The 13035-nt window shown below is 44.9% G+C and carries 11 protein-coding genes; 6 read left to right on the top strand and 5 right to left on the bottom strand.

Annotated features, from left to right (window positions below):
- Window positions 1-246: 246 nt before the first annotated feature.
- The 5 genes from ruvB to aspS all read right to left on the bottom strand — a co-directional run bounded on the left by ruvB (window position 247) and on the right by aspS (window position 6180).
- Window positions 247-1263, bottom strand: a complete 1017-nt coding sequence (gene ruvB, locus AB6E78_RS11370; protein ID WP_017062078.1) for a Holliday junction branch migration DNA helicase RuvB — start codon at window positions 1261-1263, stop codon at window positions 247-249.
- A 103-nt stretch (window positions 1264-1366) separates the two neighbouring features.
- The gene (gene ruvA, locus AB6E78_RS11365) at window positions 1367-1978 is read right to left on the bottom strand and encodes a Holliday junction branch migration protein RuvA (protein WP_017062079.1); all 612 of its coding nucleotides are present in this window, start codon (window positions 1976-1978) and stop codon (window positions 1367-1369) included.
- Between the two features lie 92 nt (window positions 1979-2070).
- Entirely contained in the window at window positions 2071-3531 is a 1461-nt protein-coding gene (locus AB6E78_RS11360) for a methyl-accepting chemotaxis protein (protein WP_372110713.1), read from the bottom strand.
- A 195-nt stretch (window positions 3532-3726) separates the two neighbouring features.
- Window positions 3727-4248, bottom strand: a complete 522-nt coding sequence (gene ruvC, locus AB6E78_RS11355; protein ID WP_372110710.1) for a crossover junction endodeoxyribonuclease RuvC — start codon at window positions 4246-4248, stop codon at window positions 3727-3729.
- Window positions 4249-4407: 159 nt separating this feature from the next.
- Window positions 4408-6180: an aspartate--tRNA ligase gene (gene aspS / locus AB6E78_RS11350; RefSeq protein WP_065585130.1), complete on the bottom strand. Its 1773-nt coding sequence runs from the start codon at window positions 6178-6180 to the stop codon at window positions 4408-4410.
- A gap of 314 nt (window positions 6181-6494) precedes the next feature.
- Here aspS and AB6E78_RS11345 point away from each other — a divergent pair, with 314 nt between their 5' ends.
- From AB6E78_RS11345 to AB6E78_RS11320, 6 genes are all read left to right on the top strand, one after another.
- Window positions 6495-7400, top strand: coding sequence for a DUF72 domain-containing protein (locus AB6E78_RS11345; protein WP_372133570.1), 906 nt, complete (start codon window positions 6495-6497; stop codon window positions 7398-7400).
- Between the two features lie 139 nt (window positions 7401-7539).
- Window positions 7540-8268 (top strand): carboxy-S-adenosyl-L-methionine synthase CmoA, encoded by a 729-nt coding sequence (gene cmoA / locus AB6E78_RS11340; RefSeq protein ID WP_017062083.1) that lies wholly within the window; start codon window positions 7540-7542, stop codon window positions 8266-8268.
- A gap of 186 nt (window positions 8269-8454) precedes the next feature.
- Window positions 8455-9426: a tRNA 5-methoxyuridine(34)/uridine 5-oxyacetic acid(34) synthase CmoB gene (cmoB, locus tag AB6E78_RS11335; protein WP_017062084.1), complete on the top strand. Its 972-nt coding sequence runs from the start codon at window positions 8455-8457 to the stop codon at window positions 9424-9426.
- A gap of 312 nt (window positions 9427-9738) precedes the next feature.
- A complete protein-coding gene (locus AB6E78_RS11330; RefSeq protein WP_017062085.1) occupies window positions 9739-10479 on the top strand; it encodes an ATP-dependent zinc protease in 741 nt (246 codons plus the stop codon).
- Between the two features lie 17 nt (window positions 10480-10496).
- Window positions 10497-12002: an inactive transglutaminase family protein gene (locus AB6E78_RS11325; protein ID WP_372133572.1), complete on the top strand. Its 1506-nt coding sequence runs from the start codon at window positions 10497-10499 to the stop codon at window positions 12000-12002.
- 3 nt (window positions 12003-12005) lie between these two features.
- Window positions 12006-12986 (top strand): alpha-L-glutamate ligase-like protein, encoded by a 981-nt coding sequence (locus AB6E78_RS11320; RefSeq protein WP_372133574.1) that lies wholly within the window; start codon window positions 12006-12008, stop codon window positions 12984-12986.
- Window positions 12987-13035: the final 49 nt, after the last annotated feature.

Genomic DNA, 13035 nt, shown 5'->3' with positions numbered 1-13035 from the left:
CGCATGATATCTGTGACAAATGCTCAGCACCGCCTCAACATCCGAATTACAACTACCTATAAAGTATTAACAAAAAATATGACAACTTATTTCATTTCCTGTTATCTAAATCAAACCTGAAATCAAAGTTTCCATTTTTGAAGCTCCCTTTTCGATCTTTTTATCGACTCGCTCAAAGAGTTGTTATTCAGTAAAAAGCAAAAAAACCCAGCGCTTATGCAACTGGGATCTTTAAAAATGAATAATTTAACGATTGGAGGGTTTATCTATTCCAAAGTGTAAATACGCTCTGTCGGTCGCGATTCGACCTCTTGGCGTCCTTTGAAGGTAACCTTGTTGAATCAAGTAAGGTTCTAACACATCTTCAATAGTGTCTCTCTCTTCACCAATCGCGGCAGCCATGTTGTCGATACCTACCGGACCACCACCAAACTTCTCCATAATCGCCAGCAGAAGCTTTCTATCCATGTAGTCGAAACCTTTAGCATCGACATCCAACATGTTTAGCGCTTTGTCAGCAACCTCCGGACAAATATGCCCGTCGCCTTTTACTTCCGCATAATCACGAACACGGCGCAGTAGACGGTTAGCAATACGTGGCGTACCACGAGCTCGGCGAGCAACTTCTAGCGCCCCTTCGGACTCCATAGAAAGACCAAGGCAATCTGCACTGCGCTGAACGATGTTTTGTAGATCTTCAACCTTGTAGTACTCAAGACGCTGAGTAATACCAAAACGGTCACGTAACGGCGATGTCAGTGAGCCAGCACGAGTGGTTGCGCCAATCAAAGTAAAAGGAGGAAGGTCAATCTTGATAGAGCGTGCCGCTGGGCCTTCACCAATCATGATATCTAATTGGTAGTCTTCCATTGCAGGGTACAACACCTCTTCAACCACAGGGCTTAAACGGTGAATCTCATCAATGAACAGGACATCATTTTCTTCGAGATTGGTCAGTAACGCCGCTAGGTCGCCTGCTTTTTCTAGAACAGGGCCTGAAGTCGTACGAATGTTGACATCCATCTCATTGGCAACAATGTTCGCCAACGTGGTTTTACCCAAGCCTGGAGGGCCAAATATCAACAGATGGTCGAGCGCCTCGTTACGCAGTTGTGCCGCTTTGATGAAAATCTCCATCTGGCCACGAACGTGATCCTGACCTTGATAGTCAGCCAGTGCTTTAGGGCGTATTGCACGATCAATGACATCTTCATCTTTGAATACTGGGTTATCCGGTGCAATCAGGCGATCGGCTTCAATCATAAATTCTGTTATTCCTAACTATGCTCTTGTTGACTCTGCGCTTCTTGACTCTGTGTAAAGGCAAAGTGAATGAGTCTATTTTGTCGAACAAGTATATTGGGTATTAAACCATCGATTTCAGAGCTTCGCGAATCAACTGTTCGCTGGTCATGCCATCTTTAGCCACTTGAGAAACCACCTTGGAAGCTTGAGTCGGCTTGTAGCCTAATGCAAGTAGCGCACTTACCGCTTCTTCTTCCGCGTCGTGAACGGTTGGCATAGAATCAATCGGAGCTGCATCTGTCGCTGGAGTAAACAAGTCACCCGCGCCCCACCCTTTCAGGCGGTCTTTCATTTCAACAACCAGACGTTCAGCGGTTTTCTTACCCACACCCGGAAGTTTAACCAGCGTCGAGATGTCTTCACGTTCAACACTTTGAACAAACTGGCTAGCCGTCATGCCTGAAAGAATGCCAAGGCCTAGCTTAGGGCCCACACCGTTCGCTTTGATCACTTCACGGAACAGCGCACGCTCTTTAACCGTGTTAAAACCATAAAGTAGCTGCGCATCTTCACGTACAACAAAGTGCGTGTAGATGATTGCCTCTTCGCCCACGTTTGGTAATTCGTAAAAACAGCTCATTGGCATTTGAACTTCATAGCCAACGCCACTCACTTCGATTAGTAATTCTGGTGGCTGTTTTTCTATTAATGTACCGCGTAGACGTCCGATCACAATTCACTCTCTTGATGGAATATAATTTGAGGGACAGAATATAAAAGAACTGGATGCTTATCCAGTTCTTTGTGTTTATTAGGATGATTTATTTAAGCTTGCTTAGCTTGGGAAACCACGCTGTTTAAGCCTTCGACCAGTTCTTTTACTGAGGTGACATGCCCGGTCAGTTCAGAACCATAATTAGCGACTAAACTTGACACGGATTTGGTTTCTGCAACGCTCTGCGCCACTTCTGAACTGGCGAGATCGAGTTCTTTCAATGAGCTCATCTGCATCGCCATAATATTGGTGAGCTGATTAACATCGGTCGAGATGGTTTGCACCTCAGAGATAATGCCGTTCATTTCATTGGCCGTAGTTTCAATGATGGCTCTGCCATGTTCCACTTCTTCTTTACTTCGGTCTAATAAGGTTCGAATTTCTATCGCGGAATGGCTGCTTTTCGCCGATAGCTCTCTCACTTGGTCTGCAACTACCGCAAAACCTCGTCCTTGCTCACCGGCACGAGCCGCTTCTATAGCTGCATTGAGTGCTAATAGGTTGGTTTGCTCGGCAACCGAGGTAATCAAATCAGCGACTTTCATGATTTCTTGATTACTTTGAATGATCTGGCTGATTGCACTGGTTGAGGCTTCTAGTGATTCTGAGCTCTTTTGCGCTTTCATTCCGACCGCTTCGCTGCGCTCTTTTAGCTCACCCACAAATGAATTAGATTCTTCGATGCCTTGAGTCATTTGATGCAGTTGTTGGCTCATCTGTTCTGCTGCACTCGCCTGAGATTCGCAATTGATGTTCAACACTTCAACTTGAGCATGCAGGTCTTGAGACTGCTGATCTAAATGGACAGATACGCCCTGTAAGCTTTCAGAGTTTGAGTTAGCTTGGTCTAGGACAATAGAAAGTCGACCTTCACTTTGCGTCGCTTGATTGGCAATCTGTTGGCTTTCCGAGATCGCATCTTCTGCCATTTCAATCGCCACCTCTTTTTGCTTAGCGGTAAACGCTTGAGCAATGCAAATCACCACCAGCGGCATGATCACACCAGACCATGTTTCAACCACCACCGCTTCCGGAGTAAGTACTAACTGCGGAAATTCAAAGCCATCAAGATGAGCTGAAGTCATCACCAAAGAAACGCCAATCACTAACCCACTCCATACAAGGGCGACAATTCGAGTTCCCGACAAGAAAAAAGCGACCACTAACAAAGGCACCCAATAAGCCTGTGTTGACGCCACCACACCACCGCTTTGGTAGATGATGTTCAACGCGTGTACTGCCATCCCGACAAAACCAAAGCTAAGTGCAAGGCTGGGTTTACTGGTAACACGCAACAGCAGTGCGGAGATCAGTTCAAACACGATAAGGAATACAGATGTGGTGATCAGAAGTTGCTCTTCGTGCTTTGTCCATTTAATTAAGCTGTAGACACCCACAAAGAAGGCGATAAAGGTAAAGAGTAATAAGATATCGGCTTGTCTGACTTGGTTGTTACTCCACCCATTACTTTTGGGTAGAAACAACGCGCGCCACAGCTTGATAGGGTTCATCAGTGATCATCCTTGATTAACTTGTTAGACCTCTAACCAATGTTAATAAAATGTTAAATGATGCGCAATGTTATTATTTGTTTGTGTTCGAAAGATCTCATTTCATCAAGGATTTAGGGGCGTATTGTTTTGAACTGAGCCAAACGAGGCGTAAGGCTCATGTAATGCAAGCTATTAGAAAATAGAGGGATGGGATTAACGGTAGCGCCCTTTTCTCGCGCCTGTCGCTTTACCAGCAAGAGCTACCAAGGTTTTATTGGTGTTGGCGTGAGTGATCGCTACGCCTAGAGCATCGGCAGCATCGGCCTGTGGTTTAGCGGGTAACTTAAGCATGCTCATCACCATGTTCTGAACCATCGACTTATCTGCACCACCATTGCCTGTCACCGCTTGTTTGATTAGACGAGCCGCATATTCATGAACGGGGAGATCAGCATTTACCGCTGCCACTATCGCACTGCCACGCGCTTGTCCCAGCTTAAGTGCAGAATCCGCATTCTTCGCCATGAAGACCTGTTCTATCGCAAACACATCCGGTTGAAACTGAGTGATGATTTCGCTCACACCGGCGTAGATTTGTTTGAGTCGGCCCGGCAGGTCTTTTTCAGAGGTGCGAATACAACCGCTACCTAAGTAATATAGATGGCGACCATTTTGACGAATCACGCCGTAACCGGTAATGCGTGAGCCAGGGTCAATCCCTAAGATAATAGACATAACTTCAAATACTGATTATTTATACATGCTTTATGAGCTTAGTATATCGAACGCAAAAAAAAATGCCCGTCAAATTAACGGGCATTTTATTGTTCTACTACAAAATTTAGCTCTATCGAAAACTCAAAGCTTCAGTAGAAAGTTAGGCTAATCGCTTGATTAGTCTTCTTTCTTCGCTAGTTTAACTGCGATTGCTAGCTCTTCCAGTGATGCTGGGTTCGCTAGGCTTGGCGCGTCTGTTAGTAGACATGCTGCAGCTGTTGTTTTCGGAAATGCGATAACGTCACGGATGTTCTCAGTACCACAAAGCAGCATTGCTAGACGGTCAAGACCGAATGCTAGACCAGCGTGCGGTGGCGTGCCGTACTTAAGCGCTTCAAGTAGGAAGCCGAACTTCTCTTGTTGCTCTTGTGCTTCGATACCTAGGATACCAAATACCGCTGTTTGCATTTCTGCGTTGTGGATACGTACAGAACCGCCTCCTACTTCGTAGCCGTTGATTACCATGTCGTATGCATCAGAATTTGCTGCTGCTGGGTTCGCTTTTAGCTCTTCTGCGTTCACACCTAGTGGTGATGTGAATGGGTGGTGCATTGCGTGTAGGTTACCTTCGCCGTCTTCTTCGAACATTGGGAAGTCAACAACCCACAGTGGAGCCCATGCAGATGTGTCTGTTAGCTCTAGATCCGTACCTAGTTTAAGACGAAGTGCGCCCATTGCTTCAGCAACGATGCCCGCTTTGTCTGCGCCGAACAGAATGATATCGCCAGATTCAGCTTGAGTACGATCTAGAATACCGTTGATTACGTCTTCGCTTAGGAATTTAGCAACTGGAGATTGAATACCTTCCATGCCTGCAGCACGGTCGTTAACCTTCATCCAAGCTAGGCCTTTCGCGCCGTAGATGTTTACATGTTCAGCGTAGCCGTCGATTTGCTTACGAGTTAGCTTAGCACCACCTGGAACACGGATAACTGCTACACGACCTTTTTCGTCGTTAGCTGGGCCAGAGAATACCTTGAATTCAACATCTTTAACCAAGTCAGCAACGTCAACTAGCTCTAGTGGGTTACGTAGATCTGGCTTATCAGAACCGAAACGACGAATCGCTTCAGAGAAAGGCATTACTGGGAATTGACCTAGTTCAACATCTAGAAGTTCTTTCCACATATCGTGAACAAGCTTCTCAGTCACGTTACGTACTTCTTGAGAAGTCATGAAAGATGTTTCGATATCGATTTGAGTAAATTCAGGCTGACGGTCAGCACGTAAATCTTCATCACGGAAACATTTAACGATTTGGTAGTAACGGTCAAAACCAGACATCATCAGCAGTTGCTTGAAAAGCTGAGGAGATTGAGGAAGTGCGTAGAAGCTACCTTTGTGAACACGGCTTGGTACTAGGTAGTCACGAGCACCTTCTGGTGTCGCTTTCGTTAGTACTGGCGTTTCGATGTCTAGGAATAAGTTCTCATCTAGGAAACGACGAACGAAGCTAGAAGCACGTGCACGAAGCTTAATACGGTCGCTCATTTCTGGACGACGAAGATCGATGTAACGGTACTTAAGACGCTGCTCTTCAGAGTTCGTTTGGTTGAAGTCTAGTGGAAGCGCTTCTGAACGGTTAATGATCTCTAGACCCGTCGCGTAAAGTTCTACTTCACCAGTAGCCATGTCTTTATTTACTTGGCTGTCCGGACGAACTCGTACTTCACCAGTAAACTTGATACAGAATTCATTACGCAGTTGGTTAGCGATCGGGAAGATATCTTTCATATCTGGATCGACAACAACCTGAACGATGCCTTCACGATCACGCATATCAATAAAGATAAGACCGCCTAAATCACGGCGACGGTTTACCCAGCCGCACAATTCTACAGTTTGTCCCGCCAGGGACTTGTTCAGGTTACCACAGTAATGGGTACGCATAATGAATTTCCCAATCTCTTAATTATTTACTAATTTCCAAGCTGTCAGTGGTCATTCCACACAACAGAGCAAAGGAACATTTATACGCGGAAACTCGCTTAAAATCGACCTTCCACATTCGAATTTATTGTGTTTTATCTGGCTTTGCTGCTTTTTAGCCCATCAAGTGCGCAAAGATTCATCAAAACCGAAAAAATTGCGATAATTATATCTCGAAAGTACCTTAATCAGCAAAACTCTCGTAAAGTAGATTTTCGTTTCAACCCAAAAACTTTTTGTAATGACTGATGGCGTGATGGATAACGGTGTAATAGATGGATAATCGTGTAATAACAACAGAAACTTTACCTCTAAGACTTGGATTAACTATGTGGTCTCATTCTGAGTGGCAAAGTCAGTTCTACGGTAAAGGCACCAAGCCTGCCGAACGCTTGGAAAAATACACCCAAGTTTTCCATACCGTTGAGGGCAACACCACCTTTTACGCTACGCCAAGTATGTCTACCGTTCACAATTGGAAAGCCGCCAGTCACGATGATTTCAAGTTCACCTTCAAATTGCCCAAATTCATCACCCACCAGCAACAACTGAGACACTGCCAAGCCGAACTCAAAGAGTTCTTGATGACGATGTCGCCACTGCATGACCGTATTGGTCAATGGACGATTCAGCTGCCGCACAGTTTTGAGCCCAGCATGCTGCCTGCCCTACAAAAGTTTTGCACCTTATTCCCAAAAGATATGCAGCTTGGCGTCGAAGTTCGACACTTAGGTTTCTTTGATAAGGGCGATGCGGAAAAACGCTTCAACCAATGGCTGGTTGAGGAAGGCATCAATCGCATCATTATGGACAGCCGCCCCGTTTTCTCTGCGCCACCCACCACAGAAGCGGTGATCGATGCGCATCAGAAAAAACCGCGTGTTCCTGTTCATGCAATTGCTACCGCCAATAACCCGATGATTCGATTTATTGGTCACCCAGACCAAGAACCTAATATTGAGTTTTTTAAGCCTTGGTTTGCCAAAATCCCAAACTGGCTTAATGAAGGCAAGCAGCCCTATTTAATGATCCACACCCCAGACAATAACCACGCACCTGAACTTGCGATTGCTATTTATAAGAGGCTACAAAAGCAAGTCTCTGAAAATACATCATTATTACTGCCCAACTTGGAACAATTTCCAGCTCAGAAAGGCAATCATCAAATCTCGATGTTTTAAGGCTTCTTGTACGTACAACAGTAATCCTCAACTGTAATCTGAGTTTTCGTGACAGCAGTCCTATTTTTTCGTAAAATACGCCCCCTTTTATTTGGTACGAGTTTTATACCAATAACGCTGACTGTCGAGAGAGAATGCTATGAGCAACACAGACAATATCTTTTCCGCTCCTATTGATAAAATTGGAGACTTCACCTTTGATGCAAGGGTTGCTGAAGTATTTCCGGATATGATTCAACGTTCGGTGCCTGGCTATAGCAATATCATCTCTGCAATCGGCATGCTGGCTGAGCGCTTTGTAAAGCCACACTCAAATATTTACGACCTTGGCTGCTCGCTTGGTGCTGCGACACTTTCTATGCGTCGTCACATTCAGCAAGAAGGCTGCACGATTTTCGCGATCGATAATTCAGAAGCCATGGTTGAGCGCTGCAAATTGCACGTTAATGCTTACCGCAGTGACACACCGGTAGAAGTGATTGAAGCCGACATCCGTGAAGTGGAAATCAAAGACGCTTCTGTTGTGGTGCTTAACTTTACGCTGCAATTTCTTTCTCCAGACGATCGATACGCTCTGCTTGAGAAAATTCATGCTGGCTTGCGCCCAGGCGGGATCTTAATCCTGTCAGAAAAATACGTATTCGAAGATGAAAGCTCAAATGAACTGCTTATCGACCTGCACCATGATTTCAAACGTGCTAACGGGTACAGCGAGCTAGAAGTAAGTCAGAAACGTAGCGCAATTGAAAACGTGATGCGCCCGGATTCGATCCCTGTTCACAGAGAGCGATTTGATAAGATTGGCTTCTCAAGCAGCGAAGTCTGGTTCCAATGTTTCAACTTTGGTTCAATGTTCGCGATAAAGTAAACATTTTAGATTACGTAACCGTCGCGACACCGTTAGCACGTACTAAAATGTCATCCTCAAGAGCGAGGAACAAACGAATTGGGGATCTCTTATCAAACACGATAAACGAGATTCCCTAGCATGTTTGTCCACACTCTTAATGGAGTGACAAATTTAATTTCTACACCACCAACTCAGTGAAAACCTATGTTTAATTTTGCCAATTTTTATCAACTTATTGCCCAAGATACTCGCCTTCAGCCGTGGCTAAATGTCCTGCCACAGCAACTGACCGATTGGCAAAATGCAGAGCACGGTGACTTTGACCGCTGGCTACGTGCACTAAACAAGATTCCACAAGACGTGCCAGATCAAGTTGACCTGAAAAATTCAGTGACGATTGGTAGTTCTACGCCATACCACACAGGCGAACTGAAAAAGCTAGAAAGCTTATTGAAGACTTTCCACCCGTGGAGAAAAGGTCCTTATACGGTTCACGACATTCATATCGATACAGAGTGGCGCAGTGACTGGAAATGGGATCGTGTGCTTCCACATATATCTCCATTAAAAAACCGTTCGGTTCTCGATGTAGGTTGTGGCAATGGTTACCACATGTGGCGCATGCTGGGTGAAGGTGCTCGCTTAACGGTTGGTATCGATCCTTCCCACCTATTCTTGGTTCAGTTTGAAGCAATTCGTAAGTTGATGGGCGATGACCAACGAGCTCACCTATTACCTCTAGGTATTGAGCAGCTCCCAAAGCTAGAAGCCTACGACACGGTATTCAGCATGGGCGTGCTTTACCATCGTCGTTCACCACTGGACCACTTGATTCAACTGAAAGACCAATTGGTGTCTGGCGGTGAACTGGTTCTTGAAACCTTGGTGATTGAAGGCGATGAGAACGCAGTATTAGTTCCGGTTGACCGTTACGCGCAAATGAGAAACGTCTACTTCTTCCCTTCAGCTCGCGCACTGAAACGCTGGCTAGAACAAGTTGGTTTTGAAGACGTACGAATCGTTGACGAAAATGTCACGACAATTGGTGAACAACGCACCACAGAATGGATGACACACAACTCTCTTCCAGATTACCTCGATCCGAACGATCCAAGTAAAACGGTTGAAGGTCACCCTGCACCGAGACGTGCGATTCTGGTAGCAACAAAGCCATAGATTTACTGCCCACAAAGCAGTGGCATATTGAGTAAATAAAGCACAAGCCTATTAAGGCAGCAAAACAATTGCTTGCATGGTCAAAAAGCCACTGTTAATTTCGCGGTGAACCTTGCTTCCTTAGCTTAAGAATTGAACAAAAATTGACTTGTGTTTAATAAGTGAGCTATTCCAAATAGCAATAATTGGCGTAGCGCTCACATTGCGATTCAATATGACCAGACTCTTACAATAGGATGCTTCACGCATCCTTTTTTGTGGGCTAAACTTCTAAATAGTCTGAACTATTCTCTAATTCTCAAAGGTTTTTTTATGTTTAAGCGATTATCGCCTATTGTGGCGGTTGGTTTGCTCTCTGGTTGTACTCTTACAAATGGTGCTACCTACCACCAAGAAACTCTCGACGCTATTTCCCGCTCAGAGACAAACATCGCAAATAAGGTTCAAAATCTTGAACTGCAACTAAGCAATCAAAGTGACTATATTGAAAGCTTAGAAGACGAAATTACTACCCTTTCTAGTCAATTAGATACCCATCTAACGAGCATGGAACACAAGGTTATTGAAGAGCTAGAGGAAGAGGAACCGGTCGCTATTGCCGTTGCTCCTATCGCTCCTATATCACAACCGACTATCCTTGGCGGCATCGAAAAAGTGTTTATCGACTCTATCAAGCAAAGCTTTGATGCTCGTGTTGATACAGGTGCAACCACCTCTTCTTTAAACGCTGTCGATATCAAAGAATTCGAACGTAACGGCAAGAACTGGGTTAAATTTCACCTAGACGACAAAGCCCAAGCTAAAGAAGACCAGAAATGGATTGAAGCGCCTGTTGTACGTTATGTAAAAATCCGTCAATCAACCAATGATCAAGCAGAACGTCGAGCTGTGATCGAATTATGGGTGAAAGTTGGAAAAATCCATGAAAAAGCGCAATTTACATTGGCGGATCGCTCTCAAATGAGTCACCCTGTGTTATTAGGGCGCGAATTTATCAAAGACATAGCGCTAGTAGATGTAAGTAAAAAGTACGTACAAACGGAAGTTAAATAACAATAGTAGGGTAAGCTATGACGTCAAGAATTCCATTTTATATCTCTATATTCCTGCTTATTGTGGCAGGTATAACACTGAGTATGTTCAGACATACGACCTACGGTGTACCTTGGACTCCAGGGGAAACCAGACAGGTTTGGGACGTTGAAGCTCGCATCGAGTTCAACGCAGTAGGCAAAGAAGCAAAAGTTTCCTTAGCGGCTCCTCATACTCAGTCTAACTACACACTTATCGGCGAATCGGCTTCATCGCCGGGTTATGGTATCTCTTACTTGAATACCGAATCAGGTCGCCGCGCAGAGTGGTCTATTCGATACGCAGATGGCCCTCAAACTATCTACTACAAAACACAATTCCTAGTCGACAACCAAGCAAAAGTTGATGCTATACCGCCAGAAGGCGAAGTCGCACAGCCAAGCTTCGACGGCCCTGAAGAAGCCGCTTCTTTTGCATTGATTGATAGAGCGACAAAGCGTTCTGCAGACAACCTCACTTTTACCCGTGAGCTCATCAAAACACTTAACGATCCAGACAGCCAAAACTCAGCGCTTATTCTGAATAACATGACTAAAGTGGAAGCGACACACAAGCTACTTTCAGCAGCAAACATTCACAATAAAGTGGTTGGTGTTATCGAGCTAGAAGATGGACGTCGTCGTCAATCTATCCAGCAAATGAACCAGATCTGGGATAACGATCAATGGGTTTTATTCTCTCCTGAATCAAGCGAACAGCAAGTTCAGCCAAACCTGCTAATTTGGGATGAATCAAATGTATCTCTATTAGACGTGGTTGGCGGTCAGAACAGTAAAGTTCACTTCTCGATGATTGCTCAGGAGGTGACTCCCACTGAAGCAACCAACAGTAAAGTCTCTGCGGATCAACTGTTAAACCTTTCCATTCATAGTCTGCCGCTAGAAGAGCAAGCGATGTTTAAAACCATCATGCTGATTCCTATCGGTGCTCTGATTGTTGTGTTCCTTCGTGTCATCATAGGTCTGAAAACGTCCGGTACCTTCATGCCAGTACTGATTGCGGTAGCCTTTGTGCAAACACAATTGGTAACGGGTATTGTCGGTTTCCTACTTATCGTAGGTACGGGTCTGATTATTCGAAGTTACTTGTCCAAACTCAACTTACTACTGGTCGCCAGGATATCCGCCGTAATCATCACGGTAATCATGATTATTTCTGTATTCACTGTGGTCGCGTTTAAAGTGGGTCTGACTGAAGGTCTATCCATTACGTTCTTCCCAATGATTATCCTATCTTGGACTATCGAACGTATGTCTATCCTATGGGAAGAAGAAGGGGCGAAAGAGGTAGTGCTACAAGGTGGTGGTTCTCTATTTACCGCTGTTCTTGTTTACTTAGGCATGACTAACCCGTTCATCCAGCATTTAACGTTTAACTTTATTGGTTTACAGCTTGTTATTCTAGCGACCATCTTGCTACTAGGTAACTACACAGGCTACCGTCTAACCGAGCTTCGTCGCTTTAAACCGCTAGCGGAGGACTAAGTTATGTTTGATCAATTTACTTCACCGTTTAAGTTGAAAGACAAAGGCATAATGGGAATGAACAAGCGTAACCATAGTTATATTGGTCGCTACAATGATCGTTCCAAGTATCCACTCGTTGATGACAAGCTTAAGACGAAGATCATTGCTGAACAGGCTGGTGCTACTGTACCAAAACTGATTGGCGTGATTGGTCATCAAGCTGAAGTAAAAACAATCCACAAGATGGTAAAAGAGTGGCCGGGTTTCGTAATCAAGCCAGCTCAAGGCAGCGGCGGTAAAGGAATCCTTGTTGTGACTTCTCACAAGGACGGCGTTTACACTAAGCCATCGGGTTCTACTATCAATGAAGAAGACGTAGAGCGTCACATAAGTAACGCTCTTGCCGGTCTTTTCTCACTTGGTGGTAAGAACGATGTTGCGGTAGTTGAAAACCTCATCAAGTTTGATGAGTGTTTTGATGGCTTCAGTTACGAAGGTGTGCCAGATGTACGAATCATCGTATTCAAGGGCTACCCTGTGATGGCGATGATGCGTTTATCTACTTCGGCTTCCGACGGTAAGGCTAACTTACATCAAGGCGCTGTAGGTGTAGGTATTTGTATTGCGACGGGTAAAGCCGTTCGTGCGGTTCAATTTGACCACCCAGTAACTCACCACCCAGATACGGGTAAAGAGTTGGCGCTACTTCAGGTACCACACTGGGAAAAACTGCTAACACTAGCTTCAAGCGCTTGGGAAATGACAGGTCTTGGTTACATGGGTACTGACATGGTTCTAGACCAAGAAGAAGGCCCAATGGTACTTGAGCTTAACGCACGTCCAGGTTTGGCTATCCAAATCGCGAACGGCGCAGGTTTATTGCCTCGATTGCACCATATTGAGAACCTTGGTACACCGGCTGAATACCCGAAACCAGCAGAGCGCGTTGCATACGCTGCTAAGCAATTTGGTGTTCACGGTAGCGAAATTGTTCCAAACTAAGCTCATCTAAATTAAAGCGAAACGACTCAGTTATTGATACTGAATCTAG

It is taken from the genome of Vibrio sp. 10N.247.310.98 (assembly GCF_041467395.1).
Classification (GTDB): Bacteria; Pseudomonadota; Gammaproteobacteria; order Enterobacterales; family Vibrionaceae; genus Vibrio; species Vibrio crassostreae_C.
Note: the sequence above shows the minus strand (reverse complement) of the source record. Positions and strands in the feature narration are given on the sequence as shown.